Origin of the sequence: Limnohabitans sp. DM1, from assembly GCF_001269385.1 — a bacterium.
Lineage (GTDB): Bacteria > Pseudomonadota > Gammaproteobacteria > Burkholderiales > Burkholderiaceae_C > Limnohabitans_A.
The window spans coordinates 108,253-123,232 of the sequence record NZ_CXOO01000027.1; the positions used below are offsets into that span (position 1 = coordinate 108,253).

At 60.3% G+C, this 14,980-nt stretch carries 16 protein-coding genes; 10 read left to right on the forward strand and 6 right to left on the reverse strand.

Annotated features, from left to right (window positions below; translation table 11 throughout):
- Nucleotides 1-35: 35 nt before the first annotated feature.
- From ftsA to lpxC, 3 genes are all read left to right on the forward strand, one after another.
- Nucleotides 36-1,265 (forward strand): cell division protein FtsA, encoded by a 1,230-nt coding sequence (gene ftsA / locus AMM33_RS11570; RefSeq protein WP_090141526.1) that lies wholly within the window; start codon nt 36-38, stop codon nt 1,263-1,265.
- A gap of 134 nt (nt 1,266-1,399) precedes the next feature.
- Nucleotides 1,400-2,608, forward strand: a complete 1,209-nt coding sequence (gene ftsZ / locus AMM33_RS11575) for a cell division protein FtsZ (protein WP_090141479.1) — start codon at nt 1,400-1,402, stop codon at nt 2,606-2,608.
- Between the two features lie 135 nt (nt 2,609-2,743).
- The gene (lpxC, locus tag AMM33_RS11580; protein WP_090141480.1) at nt 2,744-3,667 is read left to right on the forward strand and encodes a UDP-3-O-acyl-N-acetylglucosamine deacetylase; all 924 of its coding nucleotides are present in this window, start codon (nt 2,744-2,746) and stop codon (nt 3,665-3,667) included.
- 39 nt (nt 3,668-3,706) lie between these two features.
- Here the strand turns inward: lpxC and AMM33_RS11585 are convergent, their stop codons facing one another.
- The gene (locus AMM33_RS11585) at nt 3,707-4,594 is read right to left on the reverse strand and encodes a DMT family transporter (protein WP_090141481.1); all 888 of its coding nucleotides are present in this window, start codon (nt 4,592-4,594) and stop codon (nt 3,707-3,709) included.
- 33 nt (nt 4,595-4,627) lie between these two features.
- Here AMM33_RS11585 and pyrF point away from each other — a divergent pair, with 33 nt between their 5' ends.
- The 4 genes from pyrF (at nt 4,628) to AMM33_RS11605 (ending at nt 7,920) form a co-directional block, all read left to right on the forward strand.
- The gene (gene pyrF / locus AMM33_RS11590; RefSeq protein WP_194945407.1) at nt 4,628-5,470 is read left to right on the forward strand and encodes an orotidine-5'-phosphate decarboxylase; all 843 of its coding nucleotides are present in this window, start codon (nt 4,628-4,630) and stop codon (nt 5,468-5,470) included.
- A 54-nt stretch (nt 5,471-5,524) separates the two neighbouring features.
- Complete coding sequence (locus AMM33_RS11595) at nt 5,525-5,959, forward strand: nucleotidyltransferase substrate binding protein (protein ID WP_090141482.1); 435 nt, start codon at nt 5,525-5,527, stop codon at nt 5,957-5,959.
- On the forward strand, nt 5,946-6,254 hold the full coding sequence (locus AMM33_RS11600) for a nucleotidyltransferase family protein (protein WP_090141483.1): 309 nt from the start codon (nt 5,946-5,948) through the stop codon (nt 6,252-6,254). The genes AMM33_RS11595 and AMM33_RS11600 overlap by 14 nt, the downstream gene beginning before the upstream one ends.
- A gap of 544 nt (nt 6,255-6,798) precedes the next feature.
- Nucleotides 6,799-7,920 (forward strand): 3-deoxy-7-phosphoheptulonate synthase, encoded by a 1,122-nt coding sequence (locus AMM33_RS11605; RefSeq protein ID WP_090141484.1) that lies wholly within the window; start codon nt 6,799-6,801, stop codon nt 7,918-7,920.
- Between the two features lie 107 nt (nt 7,921-8,027).
- On the opposite strand, the gene AMM33_RS11610 is transcribed toward AMM33_RS11605, so the two are convergent.
- From AMM33_RS11610 to AMM33_RS11620, 3 genes are read right to left on the reverse strand one after another with little or no spacing between them, the layout of a single operon-like run.
- Complete coding sequence (locus AMM33_RS11610; RefSeq protein WP_090141485.1) at nt 8,028-8,486, reverse strand: DUF3429 domain-containing protein; 459 nt, start codon at nt 8,484-8,486, stop codon at nt 8,028-8,030.
- Nucleotides 8,483-9,190 carry a DsbC family protein gene (locus tag AMM33_RS11615; protein WP_090141486.1) on the reverse strand — a complete coding sequence of 236 codons (708 nt, stop codon included), beginning with the start codon at nt 9,188-9,190 and terminating at the stop codon, nt 8,483-8,485. The genes AMM33_RS11610 and AMM33_RS11615 overlap by 4 nt, the downstream gene beginning before the upstream one ends.
- Nucleotides 9,191-9,224: 34 nt before the next feature.
- Nucleotides 9,225-10,394, reverse strand: coding sequence for an FAD-dependent monooxygenase (locus tag AMM33_RS11620; protein WP_090141528.1), 1,170 nt, complete (start codon nt 10,392-10,394; stop codon nt 9,225-9,227).
- A 121-nt stretch (nt 10,395-10,515) separates the two neighbouring features.
- Between AMM33_RS11620 and ychF the strand changes: the two genes are divergently transcribed.
- Nucleotides 10,516-11,607: a redox-regulated ATPase YchF gene (gene ychF, locus AMM33_RS11625; RefSeq protein WP_090141487.1), complete on the forward strand. Its 1,092-nt coding sequence runs from the start codon at nt 10,516-10,518 to the stop codon at nt 11,605-11,607.
- Nucleotides 11,608-11,676: 69 nt separating this feature from the next.
- Here ychF and AMM33_RS11630 read toward each other — a convergent pair whose 3' ends face one another.
- Nucleotides 11,677-11,919, reverse strand: a complete 243-nt coding sequence (locus AMM33_RS11630) for a hypothetical protein (protein ID WP_090141488.1) — start codon at nt 11,917-11,919, stop codon at nt 11,677-11,679.
- A gap of 172 nt (nt 11,920-12,091) precedes the next feature.
- Nucleotides 12,092-12,331 carry a hypothetical protein gene (locus AMM33_RS22465; protein ID WP_228768088.1) on the reverse strand — a complete coding sequence of 80 codons (240 nt, stop codon included), beginning with the start codon at nt 12,329-12,331 and terminating at the stop codon, nt 12,092-12,094.
- A 51-nt stretch (nt 12,332-12,382) separates the two neighbouring features.
- Here AMM33_RS22465 and AMM33_RS11635 point away from each other — a divergent pair, with 51 nt between their 5' ends.
- Nucleotides 12,383-13,867: a TolC family protein gene (locus tag AMM33_RS11635; RefSeq protein ID WP_194945408.1), complete on the forward strand. Its 1,485-nt coding sequence runs from the start codon at nt 12,383-12,385 to the stop codon at nt 13,865-13,867.
- On the forward strand, nt 13,864-14,904 hold the full coding sequence (locus tag AMM33_RS11645) for an efflux RND transporter periplasmic adaptor subunit (protein ID WP_194945409.1): 1,041 nt from the start codon (nt 13,864-13,866) through the stop codon (nt 14,902-14,904). The genes AMM33_RS11635 and AMM33_RS11645 overlap by 4 nt, the downstream gene beginning before the upstream one ends.
- Nucleotides 14,905-14,980: the final 76 nt, after the last annotated feature.

The window sequence follows — 14,980 nt, forward strand, 5'->3', positions numbered from 1 at the left end:
AGGCCACGAAATATGAAACGGAAATGGTGAGTCAAATGGCAAAAGAATACAAAGATCTGGTCATCGGCTTGGACATTGGCACCTCCAAAGTCATGGCTGTGGTGGCCGAGGTCATGCCTGACGGGGAACTCAAAATTGCAGGTCTTGGCATTTCCCCTGGCAACGGGCTCAAGCGCGGAGCGGTGGTCAATATCGATGCCACGGTGCAAAGCATTCAGCAGGCCCTCAAAGAAGCCGAACTCATGGCCGACTGCAAGATCACCCGCGTGAACTGCGGCATCACGGGCAGCCACATCCGGGGCATCAACTCCAGTGGCATGGTGGCCATCAAAGACAAAGAAGTCACGCCCGCCGATGTGGCCCGCGTGATGGAAACTGCGCGTGCCATCAACATCTCGACCGACCAACGTTTGCTGTTGGTGGCGCCGCAAGAATTTGTCATCGACAGCCAGGAAGTCAAAGAGCCCATAGGCATGAGTGGCATGCGTCTGGAAGCCAAGGTGCACATCGTGACGGGTGCCCAAAGTGCTGCAGAAAACATCATCAAGTGCGTACGCCGCTGTGGCCTGGAGGTCGAGCAGTTGCTGCTTAACCCCCAGTCGTCAAGCCTGGCCGTGTTGTCCGAAGACGAGCGCGAATTGGGCGTGGTCTGTGTGGACATCGGCGCAGGCACCACCGATGTAGCGATCTTTGCTAACGGCTCGATCCGCCACACGGCGGTCATCCCGATTGCCGGGGACTTGATCACCAGCGACATCGCCATGGCGCTGCGCACGCCCACCAAGGACGCAGAAGACATCAAGGTCGAGAGCGGTTATGCCAAACAACTGCTGGCCGATCCAGAGGCGCAGGTCGAAGTGCCCGGACTGGGTGACCGTGGCCCCCGCATGTTGAGCAAGCAGGCGCTGGCCGGGGTGATCGAGCCTCGCATCGAAGAAATTTTCTCGCTGGTGCACCAAGTCATCCGCGAGTCGGGCTATGAAGAAGTGCTGTCCTCGGGCATCGTGCTCACGGGCGGCAGCGCCGTCATGCCGGGCATGATTGAACTGGCCGAAGACATCTTCCTCAAGCCGGTGCGCCGGGGACTGCCTAAATACAGGGGCAGCTTGGCCGACATGGTCAGCCAACCCCGCGCAGCCACCGTGATGGGTTTGCTCGAAGAGGCCCGCATGGCGCGCTTGCGCGGCTACAAAGTCACCCAAAAGCAAAGTTCCGTGAACAACGCCTTTGGTCGTCTGCGTGATTTTTTTGTGGGGAACTTCTGATGAATCCAAAAAAACAAATTTTGACCAGAGGCAGCCCACCTACCTTCAGGCCCAGGCGTTGTTAGAGCGCCCTGAAAAACCCGCACAAATTCACAACATTAGACCCAGCAAATTTTCAAATTTAGGAGAGCACCATGAGCATCGAAATGATTCAAACCGAAGAATTCAACCAAGGCACACAGATCAAAGTGATCGGTGTCGGTGGCGGTGGCGGTAACGCTGTCGAACACATGATCGAGCGTCAGGTTCAAGGCGTGGAGTTCATCTGCGCCAACACCGATGCCCAAGCGCTGGCCCGCAGTGCGGCACACCGTTTCATCCAGCTCGGTCAAACCGGTCTGGGCGCAGGCAGCAAGCCAGACAAAGGTCGTGAAGCCGCTGAAAGCGCAGAAGCCGATATCCGTTCAGCCATTGAAGGCGCGCACATGTTGTTCATCACCGCCGGCATGGGCGGCGGCACGGGCACGGGTGCTGCGCCGGTGATTGCGCGCATCGCCAAATCCATGGGCATCCTGACGGTGGGCGTGGTGACCAAGCCTTTCGACTTTGAAGGCAAGCGCCGCATGACCAATGCCGATGAAGGCATGGTGGAACTCGAAGCCAACGTGGACTCACTGATCGTGGTGCTCAATGAAAAGCTGATGGAGTTGCCCGGGGGTGACGACATGACGCAAGATGTGGCGTTTGCGCATGCCAACGACGTGCTCAAAAACGCCGTGGGCGGCATTGCCGAAATCATCAACGTGCCTGGCCATGTGAACGTCGACTTTGAAGACGTGCGCACGGTCATGGGCGAGCCAGGCAAAGCCATGATGGGCACGGCAGTGGCCAGCGGTCCTGACCGCGCCCGCATTGCGGCAGAGCAAGCCGTGGCTTGCCCGCTGCTCGAAGGCGTCGATCTCAAAGGCGCCCGCGGCGTGCTGGTTCTGATCAGCGCTGCCAAAGGTTCCTTGAAGCTCTCCGAATCCAAGCGCGCCATGGACACCATTCGCTCCTGTGCATCCGAAGACGCTCATGTGATCTATGGCACAGCCCACGACGAAAATCTGGGTGACGAAATTCGTGTGACCGTTGTCGCCACGGGCTTGTCCAAGCAAGGCGCACGCCGCACAACCCCCATGCAAGTGATCCGCACCGGTACGGACAATGTGCCCTTCATGATGGGCGGCCATGATGCTGTGGCGCCTGGCGGGTATACAGCAGCTTCGGCTACCAGCGAGATGAACAAGCCCGCCATCTGGCGCAACAACCGCACCCACGCGGCTACCCGTGTGGACGGCATGTCCGCCGCTGGCATGGATGACATCGAGATCCCGGCCTTCTTGCGCAAGCAAGCTGACTGATCGACTGAAACAGCCAACGGTGCTTTGGGGGTCAGACGGGCTTTGCCTGTCTGACCCCCTTTTCATGGTCACTGCTTACACGTTCCTCAAGACCTTGTCATGACAGCGCCAGGCCTTGGCAATTAAAATTCAAAAATGCTTGCTCAACGCACCCTCAAAACCTTGACCCAGGCCGTCGGCGTGGGTTTGCACAGCGGCCAGCGGGTCGAGTTGACGCTGCGTCCTGCGCCACCGGACACGGGCATTGTGTTTCGCCGCATCGACTTGCCCGAGCCGGTGGACATTCCCGTAAATGCCGAGTCGGTGACCGACACCCGACTGGCTTCGACGATTTCTGTGGGGCAGGCCAAGGTCTACACCGTTGAGCATCTGATGTCCGCTTGCGCCGGCCTGGGCATAGACAACCTCTATGTGGACATCACCGCCGAAGAGGTGCCCATCCTGGACGGCTCGGCCTCTTCATTTGTGTTTTTGTTGCAAAGCGCTGGCATCGCCGAACAAGCTGCCCCCAAGCGTTTCATCCGATTGCTCAAGACCGTGCAGGTCAGCGAAGGGCAGGGCGATAACATCAAATGGGCGCGGCTGGAGCCCTATCACGGCTACAAACTGAGCTTTGAAATCGACTTTCATCACCCCGCCGTGGACTCCACGGGGCAACAGGTGGTCTTTGACATGTCTGAAGGGGTGTATGCCCGCGACATCGCCCGTGCCCGCACTTTTGGCTTCACCAAAGATGTGGAAATGCTGCGCGCCAATGGCCTGGCCCTGGGGGGCGGCCTGGACAACGCCATCGTGATGGACGACTACAAAGTGCTCAACTCGGATGGCCTGCGTTACGACGACGAATTCGTCAAACACAAAATCCTCGACGCCATGGGTGATCTGTACATCGTGGGCAAGCCCTTGCTGGCCGCCTACAGCGCCTTCCGTTCTGGCCACGCCATGAACAACCTGTTGCTGCGCGAGCTGTTGTCCCAGCCCGATGCCTACGAGATCGTGAGCTTTGACAAAGCCAGCCAGGCACCCAAGGGGTTTGCTGCTTTGCAGCCCGCTTGGTAAGCGCCTGGGCGGCTTGGCGCCCTGTGTAGGCAACAGGACTCAGTCCGCTTGTTTTTTGGCTGGCCACAACACAAAAGCAATCGAGGCCGTCATCAAGCCCACTGCGGCCCAGTCTTGCCAATGCAACACCTCACCCAGCCACACAGCGCCGCTGAACACACCTAGCACCGGAATCAGCATCACGCTCAGGGTTGAAGCCACAGGCGGCAAGCTGCGCGCCAGGGAAAACCAGGCGGCGTGTGCATAGCCAAACACCAACACCGCGTTGAAGCCAATCGCAAACCAGTTGGAAGGCGTTGGGGCCACCCAGCGATCACTCTCCAGCACCACGGCCAGCACGCTCATGACCCCGGTGGTGAGCAAGGTCATCCAAAACGAAATCGTCAATGTGGGAATCGGCATCTGCGAGCGGCGCAACATTTGCGTGCCCAGTGCCCAAGTGCTGGCTGCCCCCAAGGCCAGCAAGACGCCTGTGGGTCGACCGCTCAGGTTGGACAACTCGTGCCACAGCAACAGCACCACGCCCACACTGGCCGCAGCCACACCGGCCCAAGCGCGTTTGGCCAACTGGTCGCCAAACACCCACGCCCCCAGCAAGGCCGAAAACATGGGCATGGTGTAGCCCAAAATCGCCGCTCGCCCGCTGGACAACGATTGCACAGCGATGATCATCAGCGCGTGCCAAATGAACATGTTAAACACCGCCAACACCAGCAACTCGCGCCAATGCGCACGGGGAATGCGAAACGGCACCTTCATGGCCAGCAAAGCCAGCCCCAATACCGGCGTGCCCAGCCACAGGCACATGGCCCGAAAGGTCAAAGGCGGAAAGCCCGTGACGCCCATTTTCATGACCGGCCAGTTGATGCCCCAGACCAGAGTGAGCAAAACCAGCAGGGTCCATTGGCGAGGAGAAAGTTTGTGCATGGGGAGTATCTTATCGGGCCGTAAAATCCCCCCATGACCTTTCTCGACATGCTGCGCGCCGCCGAGCGCCAAAACGGCTCCATGCTTTGCGTGGGCCTGGACCCCGAACCCACCAAGTTCCCCGCCGCCTACAAGGGCGACGCCAACAAAATCTACGACTTTTGCGCCCGCATCGTCGACGCCACGGCCGACCTGGTCAGCAGCTTCAAACCCCAAATTGCCTACTTTGCCGCGCACCGCGCCGAAGGACAGCTCGAACGCCTGATGGAACACATGCGCCGCGTGGCCCCGCATGTGCCCATCATTTTGGACGCCAAGCGCGGCGACATCGGCAGCACCGCCGAGCAATACGCCAAAGAAGCCTTTGAGCGCTACGGCGCCGACGCCGTGACCCTGTCACCCTTCATGGGCTGGGACTCGGTGGCCCCTTACCTCAAGTACGAAGGCAAGGGCGCATTTTTGCTGTGCCGCACCTCCAACCCCGGCGGTGACGACCTGCAAAACCAGCGCCTGGCCACTGTTGAAGGCCAGCCCCGCCTTTACGAACATGTGGCACGTTTGGCCCAAGGCCCCTGGAACCTGAACGGCCAACTGGGCCTGGTGGTGGGTGCCACTTACCCGGCCGAGATCGAGCGCGTGCGCGAACTCGCCCCCACCGTGCCCCTCTTGATCCCTGGCGTGGGCGCACAAGGCGGCGACGCGGTGGCCACCGTCAAGGCGGGCTGGCGTGCGAATGCCGACGGCTCCAGTGCAGGCCCCATCATCGTCAACTCATCCCGTGCGGTGCTCTACGCATCGAGCGGCGACGACTTCGAGCAAGCTGCGCGCCAAGTGGCGCAGCAAACGCGGGACACTCTGGAAGCGGCCAAGGCATAAAGGCTTGAAAAGACGGTGATCGTCTCAAGCAGCGAAGACATACAAGGAGCGAACATGACTTTGAATGTGACGCATCTGGAGCGCACCGCTGCCACCTTGGAGCAAGCCTTGTTGGCGATTGATCGGCATCCTGAATCGTCAGACAGCGTGCTGTTTGACCTGTACCGCAATGCCGCGATCAAGAGTTTTGAGTTGTCGCTTGAAGCAGCGGGCAAGTTGTTGCGCAAAGCACTCAAGGCGTTCGAGGCTTCGCCTCGCAGTGTGGACGCGCTGGTGTTCAACGATGTCTTGCGCCATGCAGGCAAGCACGGCGTTTTGAGCAGCGCCGAGGTGGAGCGCTGGCTGGCCTACCGGGCCAACCGCAACAGCACTGCGCACGACTATGGCGCAGGATTTGCCAACGACACCCTTCAACTTTTGCCTGCTTATCTGCAAGACGTGCGCAATTTGGCGGCCGCACTGCAAAAAGTTTTTGATGCCAGCGCTTGACCTGCCCGAGCGCCACCTGCACACGCTGCTGGCGCTGCTGAAAACCCACACCCCGCAAGCGCAAGTGTGGGCCTATGGCAGCCGCGTCAACGGCAAAGCCCACGAAGGCAGTGACCTGGATCTGGTGCTGCGCAACCCCTCCAATTTGAGCCAAGACGTACCCGGCTGGATAGAGTTGAAACAAGCGCTGCAAGACAGCAACTTGCCCATGCTGGTGGACGTTCACCAGTGGTCCCGCTTGCCACAGGCGTTTCACGCCAACATTGAAGATGGATATGTGTGTTTGCAGGCTTGAGCAACAAGTCTTTGCGCATGGTTCGAGTGGGCATGATTGATCCGGTCCCAAGCTGTTTGCATTGCCACCCCTTTGTAGAGTCGGGTAGTGTCAGGATTTCAATGTGTGAGGCCACACCAAAGAAAAAGGGCCCGAAGGCCCTTTTCTTGATTCTTGTTGCCAAGAATCTTGCGAGTTTCCGTTACCTCTGCTGGTGTGCAGACCTGTCTTGCGACAGGCGGCTGGTTCGTTTGATCACTCGCTTTCGAACCGTCTTTGTTCACTATTAGCAAATAGTTGCTGGGCCATGGGAAGCGTTTCACCCCCATCCGAACCTTTGCCCAAGCCTTTCATCGGGCAAGACCTGACAAGAGCCGTCATCAACCTGTGATACATTGAGCCCATGTCTTCGCGCATCGCTTTTTACTTTTTTTACTTTTGGTTCTCAGTCCCCGGCGGACGAGAGGCGAGCGCATAAGCACCCGAATTTCTCGATGCATACCGCCGGAGCCCCAAAGCCCGGCGGTTTTTTTTCACCTGTTTTTTCCAATCTGAGGAGTCCAAGATGAATGCCAAAACCACCGCACCAGAGAGCTGGTATCCCCATGCCGCAGACCGCACCGGCCAGACCGACGACGAACGCATCAAGGACATCACCGTGCTCCCACCTCCAGAACATTTGATCCGCTTTTTCCCGATTGCCGGTACGGCCACAGAAACCCTGATCGCCCAAACCCGTCAATCCATTCAGAACATCGTGCACGGCCAAGACGACCGCTTGCTGGTCATCATTGGCCCGTGCTCGATCCATGACCCGGCAGCGGCCCTGGACTATGCCCGCCGTCTGAGGCCTTTGCGTGAAAAATACGCCGACACACTCGAGATCGTGATGCGCGTGTACTTTGAAAAGCCCCGCACCACCGTGGGCTGGAAGGGCCTGATCAACGACCCCTACCTGGACGAGAGCTACCGCATCGACGAAGGCTTGCGCATTGCCCGCCAGCTGCTGATCGAAATCAACCGCCAGGGCTTGCCCGCAGGCAGCGAGTTCCTGGACGTGATCTCGCCCCAGTACATTGGTGACCTGATCAGCTGGGGCGCCATTGGTGCCCGCACCACCGAAAGCCAAGTGCACCGCGAGCTGGCTTCGGGCCTGTCGGCGCCCATCGGCTTCAAGAACGGCACGGATGGCAACATCAAGATCGCGACCGATGCTATCCAGGCTGCAGCCCGTGGCCACCACTTTTTGTCGGTGCACAAAAACGGCCAGGTCGCCATCGTGCAGACCCAGGGCAACAAGGATTGCCATGTGATCTTGCGCGGCGGCAAAGCCCCCAATTACGACGCCGACAGCGTTGCCGCCGCCTGTAAGGAACTTGAAGCCGCCAAGCTGCCTGCCACCTTGATGGTGGATTGCAGCCACGCCAACAGCAGCAAAAAGCACGAGCGTCAGATCGACGTGGCCAAGGACATCGCCGCGCAGATCAGCGGCGGTTCACGCCAGGTGTTCGGTGTCATGGTCGAAAGCCACCTGGTGGACGGTGCCCAGAAGTTCACGCCTGGTCAGCATGATGTGGCGAAATTGACCTACGGTCAGAGCATCACCGACGCCTGCATTGGCTGGGACGACAGCGAAGGCCTGCTGCAGGTGCTGTCGGATGCGGTGAAGGCACGCCGCGCAGGCTGAACAAACACGGCGGACTCTGCGCGTGCCGAACTACGGCGAAAGGTTTGTTGTAGGTCGGTGGCTTCAGCCCCAACAAATGCTGGTTGATCCGACGTCGTTCAAGATACTCAAGTCGCCCCAGCGGCCAGAAAGCAGCTGAGCGACGCCACGGTGGTCAGTTGCAAGCGCATGGGCAGCCAGGGGGCCAGGCCTGCTGCGGGCCAGGTGCGGCGGTCCATCACGTAGCAGCCTATCAAGACAAAACCCAGCAAGGGCAGGCCTGCAAAGGCAGGCATCATCACGCCCACCCAGGCCAGCAGCGTGGGGACCACGCCCCAGGTGAAATGGATGGGCGGGGCCTGCGGCGTGATCAGCGCATTGCGAAAGCCCACGCCCCAGTGGATGCCGCCCAGAAAAGACACGATGACCGCGCCATAGCCTTGCATGGACAGCGCCACATAGGGGTGCAGCTCAGGCCCGACCAGCCACAGGCACAGGGCCAGAAAAACAAAGGGAATCAGTCCGGCATAGCCCAGACGCCGGATCAGGCGCCAGGTGCTGTCTTCAGGGTGCTTGATGGGGCTCATTTGATGTCGTTCAGCAGTTTTTCGACTTGGGCCATGGGCACAGCGCCGGGCACACGGGTGCCGTCGGCAAACAGCAAAGTGGGCGTGCCGGTGATGCGTTGTTTTTTGCCAAATTCGACGATGGCGTCGATGGCAGCGGTGTCGCAGTTGGCCGCAGCGGGGGCCGTGCCGTTGACCATCCAGTCGTTCCAGACCTTGGCTTTGTCTTTGGCGCACCAGATGTTTTTGGACTTGGTTTTGGAGTCTTCACCCAGGATGGGGTAGAGCAGGTGGTAAATCGTCACGTTTTCCAGCTTTTGCAGGTCTTTTTCAAAGCGCTTGCAATAACCGCAGTTGGGGTCGGCAAACACCACCAGCTTGCGTTTGCCATTGCCACGCACCTGGGTGAAAGCGTTTTTCAGGGGCAGTTGGTCAAAGGGGATGGCCGAGAGTTTTTCCATGCGCTCTTCGGTCAGGTTGCGCTTTTGCCTGACGTCGATCAGCGCGCCCTGGATCAGGAAGTTGCCTTCGGAATCGCTGTACATGACATCGTTGCCCATGCGCACTTCATACAGGCCGTTCATCGGTGTTTTGCTGATTTCGTCGATCTTGGGCAGGTTGCTCAGCCGCTCGGACAGGTTTTTGCGAATGGTGGCTTCTTGGGCAAAAACCGGGCTGATGGCCAGTGCCAACAGCGAAACCAACAGCGGACGTACAAATTTCATGGGATCTCTTTTCTGTGTGTTGCAGGGCCTGGGCTCAGGCCGCTGGAGGGGTGTCGGTGGCGCCCATGGCTTGGCGCGTCATCCAGTGTTTGAGTGGGCCGCTGCGGTCAAAGCCTCGCATGCCCCAGTTGCGCAGGTTTTGCCAGACCGGGCCGGGCTGGGCAAACAGGCGCTGCAGATTGTCGGTGACCCAGCCCATGGCCTGCACGTCGGCTTGGCGGGCGCGTTCGTAGCGGCGCAGCAGTTTCTGGTCGTGCAGGGGACGCCAGAATTCCTTGGCCTGAATCACGCGCACCAGCTCGGCCACGTCGGCCAGGCCCACATTCAGCCCTTGGCCGGCCAAGGGGTGCAGGGCATGCGCCGCATCGCCCGCCAGCGCAAAAGCCTGTTTGGGCTGACCGGGCATCTGGCCAATCCAGCGTTCGGCGCGGGCCAGCTGCAAAGGCCAGACGGCCCGCTCGGCCGACAGCGTCATGCGGCCCAGGGTGAAATGGCTGGCTTGGCTCAGCGTGTCTGCAAATTCATCACCCGGCATGGCCAACAACTGAGAAGCACGACCAGGATGCACCGACCAGACCAGCGCCACGTCGTGACCGCCTTCGCCACCCAAGGGCAGCAAGGCCAGAATTTCGGCCTGGGGCTCAGACAAGCCGGGCGCCTGGCCCCAGCCAAACCACTGGCGGGCCACGCCGCCATGGGGCTGCTCACAGCTCAGTCGAGTGGCCACTGCGTGCTGGGGGTATGCGGTGATGTCAAAGGCGACGCCCAGCTCGGCGCGGGTTTGGCTGGTGCGGCCTTCACACACCACCGTGAGGGGCGCGGCCACCGGGGCGCTGACCACCTCGATCAGCGGCTGAAATTGCACCGCAGCCGCCAGACGTGCTTCGAGCACGGGCACATCCACCATCCAGTTGAGTTCGCCTGCGCCCAGGTCTTGCGCGCCGAAAGTCAATGCGCCCCCATGGTCGCCAAACACCTGCATCTGGTGCACGGGGGTCACGGCCGTGCCCTCGGGCCAGCAGCGCAGCTCTTGCAGCAAGCGCTGTGCGGCGATGTTGAGTGAGTAGGCGCGAACATCCGGCGCAGTTGCCTTGGGCGGCTGGTCGACCAGCGCCACGCGCAGCCGCTCACGCGCCAGCAGCAAGGCCAAAGTGCGGCCCACAATGCCTGCGCCACGGATGCAAATATCGGGTTGAGATGCCATGCCCGCATTGTAAGGAGGCCGCCCATCGCAGCCGCTCACCGGGGACATTGGGGCGTGCTCACTGCCGGACAGGGCACCCGCTAAAATCGCCCGCTGTCCTCCGAATCACCGAAAGCCTTCCATGAGCCTCAAATGCGGCATCGTGGGTCTGCCCAATGTGGGCAAATCCACCCTTTTCAACGCCCTGACCAAAGCTGGCATTGCCGCTGAAAACTACCCCTTTTGCACCATCGAGCCCAATACCGGCGTGGTCGAGGTGCCCGATCCGCGCCTGCAGCAGTTGTCCGCCATCGTTGAGCCCGAGCGCATCGTGCCGGCCATTGTGGAGTTTGTGGACATTGCCGGCTTGGTGGCCGGGGCCAGCACGGGCGAAGGCCTGGGCAACAAGTTTTTGGCCCACATCCGCGAGACCGACGCCATCGTCAACGTGGTGCGTTGCTTTGAAGACGACAACGTGATCCACGTCGCCAACAAGGTGGACCCGATTGCCGACATCGAGGTGATTCAGACCGAGTTGTGCCTGGCCGACTTGGCCGCTGTGGAAAAAGCCATCCACCGCGTGAGCAAAATCGCCCGCTCCGGCGATAAGGACGCTGTCAAGCAAATGGCGATCCTGGAAAAGTGCCAAGCAGCGCTGAACGACACCCAGCCGGTGCGCACCATCGACTTCAGCAAGGAAGAGCGCGCTGAACTCAAGCAGTTCTTCTTCATCACGGCCAAACCCGCCATGTTCGTGGCCAACGTGTCGGAAGACGGCTTTGAGAACAACCCCTTCCTCGACCGCCTCAAGGCCTTTGCCGCCAAGCAAAACGCGCCCGTGGTGGCCATTTGCGCCAAGATCGAAGCCGAGTTGTCCGAAATGGACGACGCGGACCGTTTGGAGTTCTTGAAGGAACTGGGTCAGGACGAGCCCGGCCTGAACCGCCTGATCCGCTCGGCCTACAGCTTGCTGGGTTTGCAGACTTACTTCACAGCGGGTGTGAAGGAAGTGCGCGCCTGGACCATCCATGTGGGTGACACCGGCCCGCAAGCGGCTGGCGTGATCCACACCGACTTTGAAAAGGGCTACATCCGCGCTCAGACCATTGCGTTTGACGACTTCATCACTTACAAGGGTGAGCAAGGCGCCAAGGATGCGGGCAAGATGCGCGCCGAAGGCAAGGACTACGTCGTGAAAGACGGCGACGTGATGAACTTCCTGTTCAGCTCTTAAGGGCTGAACGGCGCCACCGGTCACACCGGGGCTGGCCAAGGTGAAGAGCCCTGTTTCGACAGGGCTTTTTTACATCTGTTGCCGCTGCGAGGGCGGCACGACTTGCGTGGGTTTGAGCAAAGCCCAGGCTGACCACAGGCCTGCGCCGGCCATGATGGCACCTTTGGCCCAGGCGTGCATCGCGTCTGAATTGGCCGATTCGGCCGGATCGGCCAAAAGGCCCAGCACCGCACCTGCCAGCAGCAAGGCCCAGCTTGCTGAGCGCAGGGCGTCCAAAGCGGCGTCCCAAGGGATGATGATTGGCTGTTTCATGCTGTCTTCCTGAGTGTTTCAGAGGTTGATCAGTTTACTGTATAAAAAAACAGCTGTATGTATTGTCAGTTCACGACTGACATGTCGGCCATGCATAGGGCTTGTGCCAAAGCGGACAAACGTCGGACTCTGCGAGTGCCGACCTACGGGGGCGTGTATGTGTGGGTCGGTGTTAACAGAGCCGACATGGGCTTGTGCCGAAGCCTGTACTGTCGGAGCCTGCATGGTCAGCAGGGGCTGTACCCGCAAAACCCGAGGTGGTGACTGGCAAACGCGCATGGGCGTTACCCAATTGGGTATTACTGATATTGGTTGAATTGCTGAAAATGTCAGCTTTAACGTTGTTAGCATTTTTAAACCAATGACTCATCCTATTTGTCAAAAATTCAAACCAGCAAGGGATGATGGCCATCTCTTGTTTGTGGGGCGGAGGGATCAAGCTGGGGTGGGCAGGGTCCGCAAGATGGGGCGTTCTGCCCTGGGTGTGGCGCTGTCGGTGCTGCTGGGGGCTTGCGCGGTGATTCCTGACAGTCAGGCCCCGGGACCGCTGGCTGATTTTGCGCAACAAAACCAGAAAGACCGTGAGACCTCGCAAAAACATGTGGATGCGCTGCAAGGCCCCTTGAGCATGGAAGCCGCCATGGCGCGCGCGCTCAAATACAACCTGGACTTGCGCGCACGCCAGATGGAGGCTTTGCTGGCTTCGGGCACTTACCGTGCCTCTTTGCTGGAGATGCTGCCCAGCGTGAATGCCCGCGTCAACCGCACCGAGCGGGACAAGGTCAGGCAGAGCCTGGGTGTGGACACGCCGACGCAAGACTTGAGCAGCGTGCAGCGAGACTTGGGCGTTTCATGGAACGTGCTGGACACGGCAGTGGCGTATTTCAACGCCCGCCAAAGCGATGGCCGGGCGCAAATTGCCGAGCAAAAACGCCGCAAGGCCATGCACACCCTGATGCAGGATGTGCGCAACGCCTTTTGGCGGGCTGCTGCTGCACAGGCCATGCGCAGCAAATTGCGCCAAGTCATTGATGAAGCCGATGAGGCCTTGAAAGCCTCTCGCCAGATCGAATCCGAGCGCGTGCGCCCCCCTCAAGAAGCGCTGGCCTACCAGCGGCAACTGGTGGAAAACATCCGCTTGCTGGAAGGCATCGAGCAAGACTTGGCCCCGGCAGAGGTGGAATTGGCCAGCTTGGTCAATTTGCCCTTGAACCAGCCCATTGTGCTGCAGGTGGAATGGCCAAAAGGCGTGATGCTGGACGGCCTGGACAACACCGAGTTGCTCGAAAACATGGCCTTGGCGCACAACGGCGATGTGCGCGACAGCTACATCCAGAGCCAGATGGCCCGCGAAGAAACACGCAAAGTGATGCTGCGCTTGTTTCCGTCGCTCAACTTCAACAGCAGCGCCCGCTATGACAGTGACCGTTATCTGGTGCATCACAACTGGATGGAGACCAGTGCCAGCCTGAGCTTCAACTTGCTGAACTTGCTGACCGTGCCGGTGCAAGCGCGTTTGGCCGAAGCGGGCGTGCAGCTGGCGGACCAGCGCCGCATGGTCACCCAGATGGCGGTGCTCACCCAGGTGCACATGGCGCGCATGGGTTTGAAAAATGCCGCCAATGGCTTTGCCCGTGCGCAACAGATGTGGGAGATTGACCAGCGCCTGATGCAGCAAAGTCAAGCCTTGCAGACCGCCTTGCTGCGTGGCAGACTGGAAACCGTGTCCACCCAAAGCAATGCCTTGCTCAGCGAGTTCAGGCGTTACCAGGCCTTGGCACAGGTGCAGATGGCCGAAAGCCGTTTGCAGGCAGCTTTGGGGCAGGAGATGGACCACCAGCCCTTGAGTCAGCCGTTGGAAACATTGACCGAGCGGGTGCGCCAGAAAAACTTGCGCATCAGCTGGAGCCAAGTGCAGCCGGTCACAGGGACGGAAGATAAAAAATGATCCGAATGATCCAAGTCGCCGGGCTATTCTGTGCCCTGTCCGTGTGCGCGCAGCTGAGCCAGGCACAAGTGCTTGAGGCACAAGCTGCAGCGTCTGCCTCCAAACCCGCAGTTGCACCGGTAGCACCGGCAGCACCTGCACCAGCACCCGCACCTGCACCTGCACCTGCACCTGCACCTGCAGCCGTGCCCCTGGCCTCGGCGCCAGGCCCTTGGGTCATGTCGGCCGGGTATCGGATTGCCGGATATGTGGCACCTGTTGCAGCGGGCACTGAAACACCAGCCGCTCGCAGTTTGACCCATGGTGCGACAACAGCTTCGGGAGCCGCCCCGGGTGCAAGCTGGGGGGCACCCAGCGCGTCGGGCCTGGCCAATGTCGATATCCGGGCCCAGGTGCGTGCACGCAGCCAGGCCACGATCGCTGCCGAAGTGGGCGGGGTGCTCAGCTTGATGCTGCCCGAGGGCAGGCGCTTTGACAAAGGCCATGTGCTGGCCCGGCTCGATTGCAGCCTGTTTGTGGCGCAAAGGGACAAATCCCGCGTCGAAGTGAGCGCCGCGCAGCTGCAGCTCAAGGCCCAAGAGCGCCTGGCCCAGCTCGAAGCGGGCAGCCAGACCGATCTGGCACTGGCGCGCAATGCCGTCGAGCGCTTGCAGTCAGAACTCAGGATTGTGGAAACCCAAGTCTCCAAGTGCACGATCACGGCCCCCTTCAACGGTGTGGTGGGCGAACACCTGCAGCAAAACCACCAGTTCGTGCAGCCGGGCCAGGCCCTGATGGTGGTGCTGGACGATGGCGGCTACGAGATTGAATTTTTGGCGCCGTCCACCTGGTTGCGCCGCATCACGCCGGGCGACGAGGTGTTCATCCTGGTGGATGAACTGGGTCTGAACATCAAGGCGCAAGTGCTGCGCACGGGCACCCGGGTGGACCCGGTGAGCCAATCGGTCAAGGTGGTGGCGCAACTGCTCAACCCCCCCGCGAAATTGAAGGCCGGCATGAGTGGCCGTGTGGCGATGGCCACGCCCACTGCACCCTGAGCCCCCAAGGCCCCCTTGCCGGGGCCTGCCAAGATCCCCCGACAAGGGGTGTTTCTTTCATTGCTGATGGTCCGTC

Excerpts from the sequence above, each read along its gene's own strand:
- ftsA (WP_090141526.1), top strand. The coding sequence starts at position 36 with ATGGCAAAAGAATACAAAGATCTGGTCATCGGCTTGGACATTGGCACC.
- ftsZ (WP_090141479.1), top strand. The coding sequence starts at position 1,400 with ATGAGCATCGAAATGATTCAAACCGAAGAATTCAACCAAGGCACACAG.
- lpxC (WP_090141480.1), top strand. The coding sequence starts at position 2,744 with ATGCTTGCTCAACGCACCCTCAAAACCTTGACCCAGGCCGTCGGCGTG.
- AMM33_RS11585 (WP_090141481.1), bottom strand. The coding sequence starts at position 4,594 with ATGCACAAACTTTCTCCTCGCCAATGGACCCTGCTGGTTTTGCTCACT.
- pyrF (WP_194945407.1), top strand. The coding sequence starts at position 4,628 with ATGACCTTTCTCGACATGCTGCGCGCCGCCGAGCGCCAAAACGGCTCC.
- AMM33_RS11595 (WP_090141482.1), top strand. The coding sequence starts at position 5,525 with ATGACTTTGAATGTGACGCATCTGGAGCGCACCGCTGCCACCTTGGAG.
- AMM33_RS11600 (WP_090141483.1), top strand. The coding sequence starts at position 5,946 with ATGCCAGCGCTTGACCTGCCCGAGCGCCACCTGCACACGCTGCTGGCG.
- AMM33_RS11605 (WP_090141484.1), top strand. The coding sequence starts at position 6,799 with ATGAATGCCAAAACCACCGCACCAGAGAGCTGGTATCCCCATGCCGCA.
- AMM33_RS11610 (WP_090141485.1), bottom strand. The coding sequence starts at position 8,486 with ATGAGCCCCATCAAGCACCCTGAAGACAGCACCTGGCGCCTGATCCGG.
- AMM33_RS11615 (WP_090141486.1), bottom strand. The coding sequence starts at position 9,190 with ATGAAATTTGTACGTCCGCTGTTGGTTTCGCTGTTGGCACTGGCCATC.
- AMM33_RS11620 (WP_090141528.1), bottom strand. The coding sequence starts at position 10,394 with ATGGCATCTCAACCCGATATTTGCATCCGTGGCGCAGGCATTGTGGGC.
- ychF (WP_090141487.1), top strand. The coding sequence starts at position 10,516 with ATGAGCCTCAAATGCGGCATCGTGGGTCTGCCCAATGTGGGCAAATCC.
- AMM33_RS11630 (WP_090141488.1), bottom strand. The coding sequence starts at position 11,919 with ATGAAACAGCCAATCATCATCCCTTGGGACGCCGCTTTGGACGCCCTG.
- AMM33_RS22465 (WP_228768088.1), bottom strand. The coding sequence starts at position 12,331 with ATGGCCATCATCCCTTGCTGGTTTGAATTTTTGACAAATAGGATGAGT.
- AMM33_RS11635 (WP_194945408.1), top strand. The coding sequence starts at position 12,383 with ATGGGGCGTTCTGCCCTGGGTGTGGCGCTGTCGGTGCTGCTGGGGGCT.
- AMM33_RS11645 (WP_194945409.1), top strand. The coding sequence starts at position 13,864 with ATGATCCGAATGATCCAAGTCGCCGGGCTATTCTGTGCCCTGTCCGTG.